Below are 16,082 nucleotides of genomic sequence, written 5' to 3'. Positions count from 1 at the left end.
TTTATTTAATTATACTACTCAACAAACCCCTCAGGATTGGTATCCCAGAAAACAGGAGTGTCTGGCGCAGCCTTCTGTGTAAAATTGTTATTACTGTCCGTGGCCGTTTGTGGGTACCACATGGATCTCAAAAATGTTCCCGAATCCTGCAGTACAAAACCTGGAGTTACGTTATCTGGCTGTCCCGTTCTTCTATAGGTATTATATGCTTCAATACCATTGCCCCATAGCGCTATGAAATACTGCTCTGCAATAATTCTTAACTTATCGGTATCGTTTCCGCTATCATAGGAGGCCAATATCTCAGCAATATGAGCGTCAATTGCGCCGCTTGAGGGTACAAATGTAGAACCCGATGCCAATGAAGAACCAAAAGAAACCACCGTATTAATCGAAGCTCTTATTCCGTTTTCTAAGTATATTCTGGCATCACCTGTTGTGCCTAATTCCAATGCTGCTTCGGCCAACATAAAGTTGGTGTAGGAAGACATCATCAGTGGTGAGATACCTGCACCTGCGAGCCCTTCTGTAACAGCTCCCGAACCGGATACGTTTCTAAAGGAATCATCGTCAAAAGGACCACCCACAGGATAAACTCCGTGTAAGGTTCGAAATGCATCATCTGGCGGAATACCGTCATCATCTAAATGATTTCTACCCCAATAGCCGTTTAGACCATTGATATTGGGTACGGTACAGTAAGGTTGGTTAGCGGCCCACCAAGATGGTGTTGATATCTGTGTAACACATTCTTTTGTGACTACATCCGCTCCTGAAAAATCACTTTGTTGACGATAAAAATAGTATCTGATCCTTGGATCCGGTTCGCCGTATTGGTTCGCCATAAGATCCATATAATAATTACAGGTATAAAAATCAGCGCTAGGCCCCGCACCATCATAATTAGCATCGAAATATGGATGCCTGTTGTCCGGAGCGGCATTTGACGTTCCCCATTGGAAAAAGAAATCATCAGAAGCGTCCAACAGAAGTTCACCCTGCGCTATAAGACTATTTATCACTGCAATGGACTCCGATTCGTTTACCAAACGAGTCTGCAAATATAACTTTAAGCGCATGGTATTGGTAAGACGAATCCACTTGTCTTCATCACCACCGTAAAAAAGGTCGTTAGAGGGTAAGACCAATTCGTCCTTGTTAAAATTATCCAGCGCAGCTAGTAATAACGCATCTGCCGCAGCGTAGATAGATGCACCCGAATCTACATTAGGATTAAGAATTCCTTCGCTACCTACCAATGCTTCTGAATAGGGTACATCTCCAAAGAAATCTACCATGGACATCATTATGTAGGCTTCTAGTACTTGACCTATAGCCAAATGTGTAAACTGCTCCGCCTCCTCCGCTAATGGATTCATGGTGCGGATATCTATTAATGCCCTTGCATACACGTTGTCCCACAGTCTGTCAAATTCCGAAGGATTGTACATATCCCTATAAGTAGGGCCAAAACCATGCTGTATCCTTACGGGTTCCATACCAAATTGACTGAGACCATTTTCATTTCTGCCCTCTTCACCAGAATGTATCTGGGCTGTCATTTGTTGAATCTGGTTTAGGAAAAAGTCCACGCTTGCTTGATTAGGACTTAGGTCGTTAGGGCTTTCTACTACTCTTAGTTCCGTGGTTTCACAACTGCTGAATAGTAGGGTGACTAGGAGCACGGAAGCCCATTTTCTTATATTTAATATTTCTTTCATAATTTTTGTTTTATTTCTTGACGATTAGAAACTTGCCCTTACGGTAAAACCATATCTGCGTGCCGATGGTCCTGTGATATAATCTATTCCTTGCCCATTACCTACACCGGCACTTGAAGCGTTCGTGTCATAATTAATATTGTCAGGAAAATTAACTGCCTTGAACCAAAGGTTTTGTCCAGATAGTGTAAACGATAGTGCTCCAAAAGGTGTTTTCTCCAATAGTTTTTTTGGAATGGCATAACCTAAAGAAGCTTCTTGTAGTCTAATAGTAGTACCATCAAAAACACTTAATTCATTGATATCACCTCCAAAAAAGGAGTTGAAACCTACTTCAGTTGACGAAATCGCCACATTGTTAGGTGTGCCATCAGCGAATACACCCGGTAAGATGTAGTTTGCTTCACGATCAATAGGATTATCAGCATCTACGGTTCCACGACCAATTAAGGAAGCTGCTGTTAGCGAGTAGATATCTCCACCGTGTCTGTAGGATAAATTTGCGGAGAACGTTAAGCCCTTATACGATATTGAAGGAATTAGTGCTGTGGTCCAATCTGGATTGGGGTCACCGATTTCTGAAATGGTATTGTCCACCAAATAGCGTCCGTTACCGCCAACTATTCTGTTTCCGTTATCATCACGTAGAAACGTTGAGCCTAGAAATACGCCAAAGGGTCTGCCCTCTACTGCGTAGTTAGCAGCTTCCCCTGCTACGGCAAAAGTTAAGAGTATGTTGTTGGTTCCTTCAGCTAAATCCGTTACAATGGTCTCATTGGTCGTGAAATTACCCGCTAAATTGAACTTTAAACCGTTACCCTGATTTTTAATGATATCTAAATCATAATCTATCTCCACTCCCTGAGAACGTATTTCCCCAATATTTACAAAGGTATTCGTGAAACCTGTTGAGCTATCCAAGGTTTGTTGTGTAATGAGGTCTTTTGTAGTTTTTTCATAGATACTCAGGTTTAGGTTCAATCTATTGAAAAGTCGGAAATCCATACCTAATTCTAACTCTCCTATACGCTCAGCTTTCAAATCTCTATTACCAAGCGTATTGGAGACTGTATTTCCAGAAATTACGTTTCCATTACTGTCAATAAAGTTTCTTGCACCTAACGTAAGTACATCTCTTGTATTGAACGGTGTAGGGAAACCAGCGGAAGACCCGTATCCAAATCTTAATTTCAAATAATTAAGAACATTTCCTTGCATACCGTCAAAGGCTTCGGTGGGTATAAAGGAAACGCTGGCTCCGGGATATAGTATAGAGTTGTTCTCTGTCTCCAAGGTTGAAGACCAATCATTACGTGCCACGGCGTTTAGATAGATGTAGTCTTTATAGGATAAGGTTGCATCCAAGTAGACACCAACTAGATTCTCTTCAAAATCCCTATTAATGGGAATTCCTGAAAATGAATTTATGGCAGAAGGCACTGTAAAATTAAAATGCTCCAGTACTCCAAAAACCAATTGTCCCGTACTTTCAAGACCATCTCTTGAGAAGGTGTCCCTTCTACTGTTTAAGCCCAGTGTAGCTTTAAGATTCAGGTTTTCGCTCAAGTCCTTATCCGAACTTAATATCAAATCGTGATTAAAAATACTGTTTCTCGCGGCCGACGTTCTTAAAATACCCAGAACAGGTCCGTCTACACCACCTTTATTCTGAGAGTAGCTATTGAGTTCGGTATAGCTATCCAATCCTAGTCTATAGGTAAGGTTCATCCAATCATTAAACTCGTAGCTCAAAGACATATTACCAATGAAACGTTCTGTATTCTGAGAGGTTTTGGCGTTGGCAACGGTCCAATACGGATTTTGAATATCATTACCTGATCTGTAATAAACACTTCTACCATCTGCCGCTTGGAAAGGAAGGTTGGTTAAATCTACACTTCTTGGTGTGTAAAGGATATCACCGAAAATTGCACCACCATTAAAGGCTGCGCCACTACCTGTACTAACCGCATTTGGAGGAGATTTAAAACCTGTTCTCACAAAGTTAAAAACACCCGATGCGGTAAGTTTGTTAGATAACCGGGCATTACCACCGATGCTGAAATTATTTCTGATCAAATTATTTCCTGGTGTAAATCCGATATCCTCTGTACGACCATAATTAGCGTTAAAACTTACTTTTTCAGAACCACCTCTTATATTCACAGAGGTACTGTAAACATATCCGGTTCTAAAAAATTCTTCTACACCGTTATATGGTTTGTAAGGGTATGGATCATCTAGCAGATCTTCAAAGCCTGCTATTAACGTAGGATCCGCAATAAAGTTAAAAGGATGCCTTAAAATAGCTGTTCCGTTGGGAGAATCACCTACATATTGTGCTGCGTTAGCTATACCGTCATCGTCCGTACGGTCAAATCTAGGACCCCAGTTACTAAAGAAATAACCAAAACCCTGGTGAAAACCACCACCGTAGTTATCTTGATAATTGGGTAATAGCGCGTTGGAAAGAAAGACAGATTGGGTCAAGGAAACCTCGGTCTTGCTTGGAGCATTACCAGTTACAGAGCCTTTGGTCGTAATTAAAATTACACCGTTTCGGCCTCTGTTACCATATAATACCGTAGCACTTAATCCTTTTAGAACACTAACGGACTCAATTGCATTGGGGTCAATATCCAAGAAACGGCTAGATTCTGTATTGCCATCCAAGAAATTGGATTGTGTATTGGTGCCGGAATCGAACGGAATTCCATCTATTATGAACAAGGGTTGGTTAGATTGCGTAGCCGAAGAAAAACCCCTGATAATTATATTTGTTCCTGATCCAGATAGCCCGTTGTTGGCCGTAATATTTACACCTGCTACTTTGCCGCTTAGAACCCTGCCTATATCGGCTTCGGGTCTTGCTTCTACGGCTTCGGCCTCTACTGTCGTTACCGCATATCCAAGGGATCGCTTTTCTCTTACGATGCCCTGTGCCGTTACCACAACTTCTTGTAGCGCCTGGGCATCTTCGGCCATGGTAACATTAATGATGTTTTCTTGACCTACGGTTCGCTCCTCGGTAGCCTGCCCTATGTAGGAATAGACGAGGACTTCACCTACTGATACCTGAATTGCGTAATTACCGTCAAAATCGGTCTGGATACCTGTCGTGGTACCTTTGATTAAAATGTTTACACCGGGTAAAGGAACACCTCCTTCATCCGTTACGTTACCTGTTACAGTTTTTTGTTGTGCATACGCCCAAGTCATCCCGGTCAGGAAAAGCATAAACAACCAAATACATTTTTTTTTCATACTTTAAAATTTAAATGAGTTAGTTATAAATGTTGAATGCAAAATGGAGCTCCGATGGTTATGGTATCTGTAGCGAGGTTATACTTTTTGAAAAAGTAATAGATGGTTTTTAAGATAGTAACGGTTTAAGAGCTGTTTTACATTAGTCATTCACGTCAAAGAAACATGCTCTTGAATGGAAATAGGGAAACACTTATAAACGTTTACGCAGCCGATGAAAGTTTACGCCCATTTTACCTTTTGTAACAAATAGAGCCATACGCGTTATATATTTTGATATCTAAAAAAGTATGGCCCTATCCTATTAAATTGAGAATTTGACTGTACGGTTAATGAGAAAAAATAAACACAGGGCTCTTTGAAAAGTTATGCAGCCTGTTTTTTATAATGCGTAGTGAAGAATGTAAATTGCAGCCCTGAACAGGTTTGATGACTAATTCAAACAAAACTCTAAGGAATAGAAAAGAAGTTTTTCAATAGAAGTTTAATTTCAGAGCTGCTTTACACTAGAATGTATTACCTCAAAAATAACGTGCTCTGTATGTAGTTATGGGAAAGACTTATAAACGTTTACGTATCCGATAAAAAATTCCCTAGGGTTTACTATGATGCCTCTATGGACATTCTTTGGTATTCGCTTGGAGTGGTTTGCGTATCCTTTTTAAATGCTTTGTTAAAAGTTACCTTATTATTATAACCTACCTCATAGGCCACATCTATAATGTTTAAATTTCTTTGACTATCCTCATTAAATATTTGCTTGGCTTCACTGATTCTATATTTATTCACTAGCTCATGAAAATTCATTTGAAAGTGTTCGTTAATGACCTGAGAAGCATTATGTCTTGTTGTATTTAGGCGCTCGGCAAGTTTTTCCAGGTTAATATCATTTTCTTTATAAATTTTTTCCTCATCGAATAAATAGATTAAACTATCTTTTAGCTCTACGGATAAACTTGGGGTAAGACCAGATTTTTCATATTTAAAAAAGAGTTTGTTAAAGGTAAAGGAACCTCCAAAAACACTAGGTTGAATGTTGGCACAGTACCCTATATACATAACCATTAATGCCATACAAACGACCTGTGAATGGTAAAGAAAACCTGATATGATATGGTTGCTGATCAATATGCCGTAGCCCGCATAGCATAAAACATAGGCAATATGAATGAAATATATATTACGCTGCCATATCCGGTGTTCTTTATTCGTATGTTCCTTAGAGTTTTTAGAAGCGAGATAAAGTTCGCGGATGAAGTACCCATAAATTACAAGGGAAATCAATTTTAATATAACTATAATAATCACGTCGGGTGAGTCGCCTGGATTAAGTCCCTTGCTAGCTCTGTCCAACATCATGGCAAGTTTCTCGTCTGCGGACATTATATAGGTAGGGAATATGTATATTAAAAATAATACTGTCGGGATAAGATGTAAAAGGTCTGATTTTTTAAACTTATATTTCTGCGTTATCCGTTTAAAATAAAAATACAATAGAGGGCCATATAGAAAGGAAAAACAGGTAGACATTAAATACGAATGTGGAAATTTATACTGATAATTTGTAATGTTCAAACAGATATGAAGTATAAAGAAGGAATGAATGAATATGAAACTACCTATCAATACCTTGGCAGGGCGGTCTACCTTGCGATTAAACTGCACAATGATGGCGATATAAAAACCGATAAGCGCAACATACAGGTACATGAAGGACCAAAGACTAAATTTAGGGGTGTACTTTTCCGTAGCAGCTTCAAATTGAGGATTTTGCCTTATGTTATCAAACCATGAATCTGCAAAAACATCGGTATTGAAATCAGCATATAAATATTGTTCTATATAGGCAACACTCTCTTCGGTCTGATGGAGCGCAGCAAAGCCCTGCGCTACTTTTTTTAACGTCTTGGAATCATTTGGATCATTAGCCGTCAAGACCTTTTTATAGGTTTCAATGGCCTCTGGATACTTTTGTTCTATGAATAGTTTTTCGGCTGTGCTTCTCTGGGCCTCATGCAAATGTTGTTGAGGATAGTCTGTGTAGTCATCAAAGTCTATCGGTGGACTAGGATAACAGTAGAAACTAAGAAACAAGAATGTGATGAAGATTCTTAAAGTTCTCATTGGTTTTGATTGATGAATTAGCGTTCTATTAAAGTAATCATAAAATTTGTATGATCGCTGATTCCATCCTTAAAAAAGTAAGCCCCGATAATAGTTTACCTCTGTATATCAGCTAATTGTTTAGAGAATGATAGACCTGACTACTTCATTTTGCTGTCTCACCATTTAAATTGACCACAAAAAAAACCGGTGCTCCCACCGGTTTTTAACTAACTAACTCAAAAATTACTAACTCAAAAAAATTGAAAATAAATATCTAAAGTTTTAAATGCTTTTATCAATGTATTGATACTTAATTTTTTAACGCCGTATAAACGAATATATTGTTGTAAATGTTAAAAAATTAAATTAGTCCTGTAAGGCAAATACTTTTCTAAGTAGATCGCTTGTTCTGGAAGATACTTTTGTGCGTATTTCTTTTTCCTCCACCGCAATCATGGTATAAACTCCTTCTAAGGCCTGAGAGGTAACGTAATCCGTTAAATCCGGATTCACATTATTGGTCAACGGTATCGAATTATATCTATTGATTAAAGAACTCCAAATTTTGTCGGCACCTACCTTTTCAAATGAGGATTTAATCACCGGATTAAATTTGTCGTATAACTCTTTCTGGGTAGCATTGGTAAGGTACGAGGTAGCCGCTTTGTCATCTCCTAATAAAATGGCTTTGGCATCATTGAAGGAAATTCCCTTAACGGCATTAACAAATATCGGGGTGGCCTCTGATACCGCATCTTCCGCCGCTCTATTTAAAACTCTTAGCCCTTCATCGGCTAGATTGTCCAGACCTATATCGCGCAGGGTTTTGTCAACTTTTCGAAGTTCCTCCGGTAAAAGAATTTTTACCAGGTCGTTCTTATAAAAACCGTCCGTCTGCGTAAGTTTACTCACTTGTTTTGCAATACCCTTGTCCAAGGCAGCTCTAAGACCATTACCAATTTCTTCATTTCCCAGTGTCGTACCTTGGGGCAGTTGATCTACAACTTGTTGTAATTCCGCACAGGAGATAAATAATGTCAGAAGTGTTGCTATTCCTATCTTTTTCAGCATAATTTTATTTCAAAGTATTAATATCTTGTTTCTTCACTTACGAGAAAACTACGGTTTTATTGTTGTAAACCATCGTTTTCCTTTCAATATGTAATTTAAGCGCCCTGGACAGTACTATTTTTTCTAGATCTCTTCCCTTGGTAATAAAATCTGCAATGGAATGGGTATGGGATACGGTGGTTACATCTTGCTCAATGATTGGGCCTGCATCTAATTCTTCCGTTACGTAATGGCTAGTAGCGCCAATTATCTTCACTCCTCTGGCAAAAGCCGCATGGTAAGGTTTGGCTCCGGCAAAAGCGGGTAAAAAGGAATGATGGATATTGATTATCTTATTCGGAAATCTGTCGATCAAAGTTGAGCTGACAATTTGCATATATCTGGCTAAGACTATAAAATCGATTTGATACTCTTTCAGTAATTTCAATTGTTCTTGTTCTGCCGCATCACGCTTGTCCTTTGTAAAGGGCACATGGTAAAAAGGAATGTTGAATTGTGCTGCAATATATGCCAGGTCCGGATGATTGCTTAATATGAAAGGGATATCCACTTTGAGCTCACCGGAATTAAACCTACTAAGTATATCGTACAGACAATGGTTGTACTTGGACACGAACAAAGCCATTTTTGGTTTGGAGTCAGCACTATGAATACTAAAATCCATATCGTGTGTAAGCGCTAGCTCTTTCTTGAACCTTGTACGGAACTCTTTTAACTTAAATGATTGAGTATCAAAATCGCTCTGCAAACGCATGAAGAATACATTTTCTGATTTATCTACATGTTGGTCCAAATAGATAATGTTTCCACCATTGGAATGGATAAAGCCGGTTACGGAACAAACTATTCCGGATTGATCTGGACAATTTATTAGAATAAAAATTTTCAAAATAGTCTTATTAAGCTAGTAAAATTAGACTATTCTTTCTAAGGTTTAAAGCCGTACCACTTAATATAACAAAACTTTTAAACTTGATGCGAAACTATTAATTCATTGCAGTTTTCCACCTTTTAAAATAGCGTTTAAAACTTTTAATCTCTGAACGGAGAAGATTTATATACTCTAATTCCTTTACGCCATCCTTTTCAAGGCCCAGACAATAGGAATTCATATTTCTTATCATAATATTGATGTAGGATACTTGTTCCAAACGCTCAGTATTGGAGATGGATCGCTCTGCTTTAGCGATTTTTTGGGGAATTAATATGGTATCCGTAAGTAAGGCATTGGCAATACTATCCCTAAGACTATTGGATTCGTACAGTTTTAATAGGTCCTTGTTAAAGGAAACGTACGAAACGATTTCTCTACTCACATAACAGAGTTCCAGAGCCTTTTTATAGATGGGAATATGTCTTAAATTTTTCTTGCTCATTACAACTAAACTTAGATTAAAGTTACTTTGGTATTTTGAAGATTTATCTTTGTAATCGAAAGAGATTTATTAAATTTACCTTTAAAACGAAATTAATTTAATTGTAGAGTTTTGAATGTAAAGCTAGATGAGCTTAATTGGAAAATACTTCAACGTTTGCAGTTGAATGCCAGGGAATCCTTCGCCAAAATCGGTAGATATGTCGGCTTAACAGCCCCTGCAGTGGGAGAACGCGTAAAGAAAATGGAGGATTTAGGAGTACTGGTCGGATATAACGCCAGAGTGTCCCATTCGCTTACAGGCCATCAACTCAAGGCAATTATTACCCTCAGAGCGTTTATGGGAAAATTAAAACCTTTTTTGTCGCTTGTGCATACCTTAGATGAGGTGGTAAACTGCTACAGGATTACAGGTAATGAAAATATTGTTATGGAGGTGGTCTTTCAAGATCAATTTCATTTAGAACAATTTATAGATAAATTGATACAATATGGGGAAACCAGAACCAATATTGTATTGTCCCAAGTCATCTCAAATGCACCTATCAAAAGGATTATTGAAAAAGAGTAGCTTGTGGCTTTTTGTGGTCTCTCCGAAGAATAATTTAATTTTTTTCCTATTGCTAATTAGTATAACTAAATTTAAAAGAAAAATTTGGCTAGATTTTTGATAAAGTCTTAAGTATGAAAAAAACTATTACGCTTCTTTTATTCATAATTCCTTTTATAGTACTTGCACAAGAACTGAGAATATCAAAAGGTGTCATAACAGATAATATTAAGGTTAACGATACCTTGGCCGAAACGTTTTCGCTCTACCTTCCAACAGATTTTACCACGTCCAAGCCTTGGCCAATCATTTTTGTGATGGATTTAGAGGGTAAGGGAAAGCAAGCCCTTTCTATGTTCAAAGCAGCGGCAGAGGAAGAAGGTTTTATTTTGGCTAGTTCTAATGATGTTAGTGATACACTAACACTATCAAAGAATGTTTTAATTGTAAGTAGGATGTTCAATAGCGTAGCTAAGCTGTTGCCCATACGCAAAAATATGACTTATACCGGTGGTTTTTCGGATGGTGCTAGGTTTGCTTCCATTGTCCCTACGTTCATTTCTGAGATAAAAGGAGTTGTTTCATGTGGCGCGGCAGTTGGTAATGCTGAAATTCTTAGTGCCAAAAAACCCTTTCATTTTATTGGGATAGCCGGGCGAGAGGATTATAATTATAGGGAATTGTTAGAAACTAGAAAAATTCTGAACGAAATCAAATTCCCCAATAACCTTCACTTTTCCGATGTGGGTCATGAATGGCCTAAAAAGGAAGAACTGGCAAACGCCATGCGACAACTAAAGCTTGCGGCAATGGCCAAAGGACATTTAGAGAAGGATATGGATTTTATTCAAAAAGCATATGAAACCGATTTTACAAAGGCGAATAGGATGTTTACTGATGAAAAACCTTTATTAACAGATCATATTCTTAATGAGATGATGCGTTCCTATCGTCCTTTTTTAAGTCTGGATTCTCTAAAGAGTAGTCGCAGACAATTACGACGTAGTAAATCGTTCAAGACCAAAAATAGAGCACAAAATAATTACTTTCTTAAGGAATCCTTTATAAAGGCAGATTACGGTTATTACTTGGAAGAGGATGTAATTACGTATAATTACAACAACCTTGGATGGTGGAACTACCAGATGTCCGAGTTGACTAAAATGGAAAAAAGTTCCATTTTTTTCCAAAATCAAATGGCAAAACGTTTAAGAGGTTATGTAAATGCCTTAATCGACGATAATATAGATGTAGTGAATTCAGATAAAGTGGTAGATGTACAGGCGCTGAATTTCCTCTATATGCTAAAAACCATAACGCAGCCTGATGAGTATGAAGGGTATTTGAAGGTTATTTCCAATAGCTCGTTAATTGAGGATTATGGTACAGCGTTATTTTACTTGGAGGAGTTGCTGAAGGCGGGATACACGGATAGAGCAGCATTATACGATCTGGAGCACACCGCTCTCCTGAGAATAACACCGGAATTCAACAAAATAGTCGACAAATATCTTAAGAATGCCCGTTACGATATTATTGAAGACTAAGATGGGGCACGGTATCTAGATCCCAATCTATGACCAACCCCTTTGCAAGGGAAATAGCTATTTCTTCTCCGTATAGTTTTTCGCACAAATACAGCGCGGCTTCAAAGCTTTTTGCACCACCCGCTGAGGTAATGTATTTACCGTCGTGCACGAACAATATACTATCCTTAACTTTTAAATGGGGAAACGTCTTTCTGTAGGTGTCAATATCACTAGGGAAAGTTGTGGAGGTAACATCATTTAAGACACCTGCCTTTGCTAGAACAAACGCTCCGTCGCAGTGGCTGGTAACGTAAAGGGCCGTTTTGTCGGTTTTTCTGATAAATTCCAGTAAAACGTCATCTTCTAAATCAGTATCTAAATGATGCTCTGCGCTTGGTACTACAAGGATGTCTATTTGTGGTAGACTATCTTTTGTATAATCGAAATCCGGTAAAATTCTAAGTCCTTCAAAAGAAGTGATAGGCTCAAGAGTATTCGCTACGGAAAAAGTGTTCATGGCCTTTATATTGTCACGATATTGTGTATGCTGAAAAATATCATAAGGCGCGGTAAATTCCGTATTGTATACACCGTCCATAATTAAGAACGCAACATTATACCTATTTTCTTTAAGTTCTGGCACAAAACGTTCTGCGACGGCTTTTGTGTCATTTTCTGTTTTTTCTTGCTTACAACCAAAAGCGATTAGTAGTATTAAGAGGATAAGTGAATTGATTTTCATTAGGTATGTTTTTATGCTACACAAGTTAATGGTAATACGAAATATGAAAAATATAGATATCGTATTTTTGTAAAAAAAGCGGAATATATGTTTAATTCAAGAATATGGTTTGTTTTATGCGTACTAATTTTAAGTTGTAGGCAAGAAAAACGATATCATGATGTTAAGGAAGAGGTTGTTGCAGTCGCCAATAACGACAAACTTGCCGCTATTCTAGAATTTCAAAAAGAGCTCAATTCGGAATTTAAGGACCCGGAGGTATCTCCATTGGCAGATAGGCACCGCAAAAATTTTGAAGGTTTGGAATTTTTTAAACCCGATACCAATTATGTGGTGCAGGCAAAATTCATGAGAACACCAGATGCTTTACCTTTCTTAATGCCTACCAGTACAGATAGAAAATCTGAAGAAGTGGTCTATGCCATAGTAGAATTTCAACTTAAAGGAAAGACTTATGAGTTGGAAGTATATCAAAATCCGGAGTTAATACTTGAAGAAAAATATACAGACTATTTATTCTTGCCCTTTACCGACCTAACCAATGGAAAGGAAACCTATGGCGGTGGAAGGTATTTGGATTTGAGAATACCTGACGGGAACACTATTGTTATCGATTTTAACAAAGCCTATAATCCCTATTGTGCCTACAACAAGAAATATTCATGTCCTTTAGTACCTTCAGTGAACAACCTGAGCACTAAAATTTTGGCGGGCGTTAAAGCTTTTAAAAAATAAAAACCCAACGTCTCCGCTGGGTTTTTGGTGTTTAAAACTATAAATTAACACTGTAATTTGTTCTTAGAAAGAATAGATGGCCGCTAAAACAAAAGAAGAAAGGCTGCTTATTGGCTCACCGTCTCCGTTTGTAAACGTTGTATCTTCTGAAGTACTATCCAATCTAAGTTCAGGCTTAATAATCAGGTCTCCAATTGTTGCGCTACCTGTAAGGGTTACTGCAAAAACACTGGCATCCCCTTCGGCATCAACCGCACCTACGGCACCGAAAAAATCTGTTTCAGCAAAGTACTCACCTCTTAGACCAATAGTGAAGTTCTCTGAAGTTGCCAATTGTGGATAAACCGCTACGCCTGCGAAACTTCCAATCCCGTCTTCTTCATCACCGCTGAAAAGCGCAGCATTCAGTCCTAAGAAAAAAGAATCGGAAAGATCAAAGCCACCTGTATAGTCTATCTCGAAAGACCCATTATCTATTAGGAGGTTAGCATACTGTCCGCTATACCCTAATTGCACACCATACGCATATTGTCCTGTAGGATTGAACTCGGTCAAATCTGTTGGGTTCATTACGGCAAGCATTAAACTTAGGTCATCGGATAAGGTGAAATCTGCCTTTAAGCCCGTATGAGAAAACGGCCCATAAGAGAATAGGTATGAAGTACTATAGTTAAAATTAGCAACTGGAGATATTACTTCATATCCTAAAAAGGTATTGAAATTACCAAATGTCAATTTTACCTTATCGCTTACATTCCAGTAGGCATATAACTGATTTACAATATCTCCTGTTGCGGAATACATTGGGGAGGCAAAAATAGCATCGGTACCTCTTGGTCCAAATACTAAATCGGCAACAAAACCAACTTTCTCTCCTTCATAGCTACCAATTACGTTGGCCATACCAAGTGCAAAGCCGGGTAGATTAGCAAACGAACTGCCTGGGGCTTGAGCGTCCACACCATTACCGGCATTTAAGTTGGCTCTATAATAGGCATCTACTGAGCCACTAAAGGAGAATTTTGAGGTTTCCTCTTCTTCTTGTGCTACAAGAGAAACGGTAGAAAAAATAGTAAATGCTAAAAGAAATAAATTTTTCACGAATTTTGTAGAAATAATCGTTTTCATAAGTTTGAATTTATAATCCTGTTGAGGATTGTTGTAATGAGTGATTTAAATTTTTTTGAAAAGGTTATATAACGGAGCGTTCTGCAAAACGCTCCGTTTCCTTTTCCGTTTTTTGATTTTAGTGCTGATTCATTCTAAAGTCAGAATAGGCATCCATTCCATGTTCATGGATATCCAAGCCTTCCAATTCTTCTTCTTTAGAAACTCTTAGACCTAAAGTAGCTTTTAACACGCCCAGTATTATTCCTGAGGTTATGATACAAAAGGCTCCGATGATAAGTATTCCATACAGTTGCGTTAAGAATTGTTCTCCGCCAGCTTTTGCACCGAATATCCCTACGGCAAGTGTTCCCCAGATACCACAAATTAAGTGTACGGTAATTGCACCTACAGGGTCATCTAGTTTTAATTTGTCTATCAAAGCAACACCAAGTACTATGATAAGACCAGCTAGAAAACCGATAACTACTGCCTCGTTAGGAGACATTAAATCCGCCCCTGCAGTAATACCTACTAAGCCACCAAGGATACCGTTAAGGAACATGGTCAAATCTAAATTCTTATAAAGAATTGTAGAAAGAATGAAAGCTCCAAAACCACCTGCTGCTGCTGCTAAACTTGTAGTCACGAGAACCAGAGAAGTTAACTCAGGGTCTGCAGAAAGGACAGAACCACCGTTAAACCCGAACCATCCTAACCAAAGAATAAGTACCCCGGCCGTTGCTAAAGGTATATTGTGTCCAGGAATTGCCTTTGCCTTACCGTCTTTACCGAATTTGCCTATTCTTGCGCCTAATAAGGTAACAGCTACAAGAGCGGCCCATCCGCCAACGGAGTGTACTAAAGTAGAACCTGCAAAATCATAGAATCCCCAAGAATCCAAGAAACCACCTCCCCATTTCCATGCGCCTACTATTGGGTATACCAAGCCTACATAGAATACGGTAAATATCATGAAAGAACCTATTTTAATACGTTCCGCTACGGCACCAGAAACAATTGTTGCCGCTGTTGCTGCGAACATTCCTTGAAAAAGGAAATCTGTCCACCACGTGTAACCACCATCTGCGTAATCTGGTGTCATTCCTCCTTCTGGAGCCCCAATACCGAAGCCGGCGAATTTTAATATGCCCATATCTCCGTCTTCAAAGCCTGGATACATTAGGTTAAATCCAAAGGCATAATAAAGTAAGAGACCCCCTGTAATAATAAATATATTCTTGAATAAGATGTTAATCGTGTTCTTTTGTCGTGTTAAGCCAATTTCTAAAAAGGCAAAACCAGTATGCATGAAGAATACCAATGCGGTAGCCAACATCATCCATACATTATTCGCTGTAAATAATCCTGCGTCCATTTTAATAAAGTTTTAGTTAGTGCTTCTGAGTTAGTTGATTCCTGCTTGACCGCTTTCTTTCGTTCTTATACGATAGGCCTCTATGACATCGGAAACAAATATTTTACCATCCCCTACGTTGCCGGAGTACGCCGATTCTAGGATAGCGCTGACCGTTTTGTCTAGAAACTCATCGGAAACTACTATAGAAAGATATCTTCGCTGTATATCCGTAGTACTATAGGATATTCCTCTATAGACATGTCCCTGTTTTTCATTTCCAACTCCGGTTACATCCCAGTAACTGAAGAAATTAACCTCGATTTGATGCAATGCCTCTTTGACATCGTCAAATTTGGATTTTCTGATAATTGCCTCGATTTTTTTCATTTTATATTAGTTTTAATGCGGTAAATGTATGTTAAAAAAATTAACACCCTCATTTTTTGAGGGTATCAAAGTGTATTTTTATGTTTATTATAATTTATACCCTTAAAAATTAGAGGTATGCTTAAATAATCATAT

13 protein-coding genes are annotated in these 16,082 nt (G+C 38.3%); 3 read left to right on the top strand and 10 right to left on the bottom strand.

Features of this window, described 5'->3' with window-relative positions:
* Nucleotides 1-14: 14 nt before the first annotated feature.
* From EJ994_RS08365 to EJ994_RS08340, 6 genes are all read right to left on the bottom strand, one after another.
* On the bottom strand, nucleotides 15-1,721 hold the full coding sequence (locus EJ994_RS08365) for a SusD/RagB family nutrient-binding outer membrane lipoprotein (protein WP_126592042.1): 1,707 nt from the start codon (nucleotides 1,719-1,721) through the stop codon (nucleotides 15-17).
* A 24-nt stretch (nucleotides 1,722-1,745) separates the two neighbouring features.
* Nucleotides 1,746-4,985, bottom strand: a complete 3,240-nt coding sequence (locus EJ994_RS08360) for a SusC/RagA family TonB-linked outer membrane protein (RefSeq protein ID WP_126592041.1) — start codon at nucleotides 4,983-4,985, stop codon at nucleotides 1,746-1,748.
* A gap of 603 nt (nucleotides 4,986-5,588) precedes the next feature.
* On the bottom strand, nucleotides 5,589-7,109 hold the full coding sequence (locus tag EJ994_RS08355; protein ID WP_126592040.1) for a helix-turn-helix domain-containing protein: 1,521 nt from the start codon (nucleotides 7,107-7,109) through the stop codon (nucleotides 5,589-5,591).
* A 348-nt stretch (nucleotides 7,110-7,457) separates the two neighbouring features.
* Nucleotides 7,458-8,162, bottom strand: a complete 705-nt coding sequence (locus tag EJ994_RS08350) for a DUF4197 domain-containing protein (protein WP_126592039.1) — start codon at nucleotides 8,160-8,162, stop codon at nucleotides 7,458-7,460.
* Between the two features lie 37 nt (nucleotides 8,163-8,199).
* Nucleotides 8,200-9,051: a formyltetrahydrofolate deformylase gene (gene purU / locus EJ994_RS08345; RefSeq protein WP_126592038.1), complete on the bottom strand. Its 852-nt coding sequence runs from the start codon at nucleotides 9,049-9,051 to the stop codon at nucleotides 8,200-8,202.
* Nucleotides 9,052-9,148: 97 nt separating this feature from the next.
* Nucleotides 9,149-9,538, bottom strand: a complete 390-nt coding sequence (locus EJ994_RS08340; RefSeq protein ID WP_099572884.1) for a hypothetical protein — start codon at nucleotides 9,536-9,538, stop codon at nucleotides 9,149-9,151.
* Between the two features lie 111 nt (nucleotides 9,539-9,649).
* Here EJ994_RS08340 and EJ994_RS08335 point away from each other — a divergent pair, with 111 nt between their 5' ends.
* Nucleotides 9,650-10,108, top strand: a complete 459-nt coding sequence (locus EJ994_RS08335) for an Lrp/AsnC family transcriptional regulator (protein WP_126592037.1) — start codon at nucleotides 9,650-9,652, stop codon at nucleotides 10,106-10,108.
* A 113-nt stretch (nucleotides 10,109-10,221) separates the two neighbouring features.
* The gene (locus EJ994_RS08330) at nucleotides 10,222-11,634 is read left to right on the top strand and encodes an alpha/beta hydrolase (protein ID WP_126592036.1); all 1,413 of its coding nucleotides are present in this window, start codon (nucleotides 10,222-10,224) and stop codon (nucleotides 11,632-11,634) included.
* Here the strand turns inward: EJ994_RS08330 and EJ994_RS08325 are convergent.
* The gene (locus EJ994_RS08325) at nucleotides 11,621-12,358 is read right to left on the bottom strand and encodes a DJ-1/PfpI family protein (RefSeq protein WP_126592035.1); all 738 of its coding nucleotides are present in this window, start codon (nucleotides 12,356-12,358) and stop codon (nucleotides 11,621-11,623) included. The genes EJ994_RS08330 and EJ994_RS08325 overlap by 14 nt on opposite strands.
* An 87-nt stretch (nucleotides 12,359-12,445) precedes the next feature.
* On the opposite strand from EJ994_RS08325, the gene EJ994_RS08320 reads away from it, so the two are divergent.
* Complete coding sequence (locus tag EJ994_RS08320) at nucleotides 12,446-13,093, top strand: DUF1684 domain-containing protein (protein ID WP_126592034.1); 648 nt, start codon at nucleotides 12,446-12,448, stop codon at nucleotides 13,091-13,093.
* Between the two features lie 63 nt (nucleotides 13,094-13,156).
* Here the strand turns inward: EJ994_RS08320 and EJ994_RS08315 are convergent, their stop codons facing one another.
* From EJ994_RS08315 to EJ994_RS08305, 3 genes are all read right to left on the bottom strand, one after another.
* Nucleotides 13,157-14,221 (bottom strand): porin, encoded by a 1,065-nt coding sequence (locus EJ994_RS08315; RefSeq protein ID WP_126592033.1) that lies wholly within the window; start codon nucleotides 14,219-14,221, stop codon nucleotides 13,157-13,159.
* A gap of 118 nt (nucleotides 14,222-14,339) precedes the next feature.
* Nucleotides 14,340-15,578 carry an ammonium transporter gene (locus EJ994_RS08310; protein WP_126592032.1) on the bottom strand — a complete coding sequence of 413 codons (1,239 nt, stop codon included), beginning with the start codon at nucleotides 15,576-15,578 and terminating at the stop codon, nucleotides 14,340-14,342.
* 30 nt (nucleotides 15,579-15,608) lie between these two features.
* Entirely contained in the window at nucleotides 15,609-15,947 is a 339-nt protein-coding gene (locus EJ994_RS08305) for a P-II family nitrogen regulator (protein WP_126592031.1), read from the bottom strand.
* Nucleotides 15,948-16,082 lie beyond the last annotated feature (135 nt).

The organism is Maribacter sp. MJ134 (genome assembly GCF_003970695.1).
Lineage (GTDB): Bacteria > Bacteroidota > Bacteroidia > Flavobacteriales > Flavobacteriaceae > Maribacter.
The sequence above is the reverse complement of the archived record's forward strand: the minus strand, read 5'-3'. Positions and strand labels throughout refer to the sequence as shown.

Bases quoted from the DNA above. Each gene is read 5' to 3' on its own strand.
- EJ994_RS08365 (WP_126592042.1), bottom strand. From the start codon at position 1,721: ATGAAAGAAATATTAAATATAAGAAAATGGGCTTCCGTGCTCCTAGTC.
- EJ994_RS08360 (WP_126592041.1), bottom strand. From the start codon at position 4,985: ATGAAAAAAAAATGTATTTGGTTGTTTATGCTTTTCCTGACCGGGATG.
- EJ994_RS08355 (WP_126592040.1), bottom strand. From the start codon at position 7,109: ATGAGAACTTTAAGAATCTTCATCACATTCTTGTTTCTTAGTTTCTAC.
- EJ994_RS08350 (WP_126592039.1), bottom strand. From the start codon at position 8,162: ATGCTGAAAAAGATAGGAATAGCAACACTTCTGACATTATTTATCTCC.
- EJ994_RS08340 (WP_099572884.1), bottom strand. From the start codon at position 9,538: ATGAGCAAGAAAAATTTAAGACATATTCCCATCTATAAAAAGGCTCTG.
- EJ994_RS08330 (WP_126592036.1), top strand. From the start codon at position 10,222: ATGAAAAAAACTATTACGCTTCTTTTATTCATAATTCCTTTTATAGTA.
- EJ994_RS08325 (WP_126592035.1), bottom strand. From the start codon at position 12,358: ATGAAAATCAATTCACTTATCCTCTTAATACTACTAATCGCTTTTGGT.
- EJ994_RS08320 (WP_126592034.1), top strand. From the start codon at position 12,446: ATGTTTAATTCAAGAATATGGTTTGTTTTATGCGTACTAATTTTAAGT.
- EJ994_RS08315 (WP_126592033.1), bottom strand. From the start codon at position 14,221: ATGAAAACGATTATTTCTACAAAATTCGTGAAAAATTTATTTCTTTTA.
- EJ994_RS08310 (WP_126592032.1), bottom strand. From the start codon at position 15,578: ATGGACGCAGGATTATTTACAGCGAATAATGTATGGATGATGTTGGCT.
- EJ994_RS08305 (WP_126592031.1), bottom strand. From the start codon at position 15,947: ATGAAAAAAATCGAGGCAATTATCAGAAAATCCAAATTTGACGATGTC.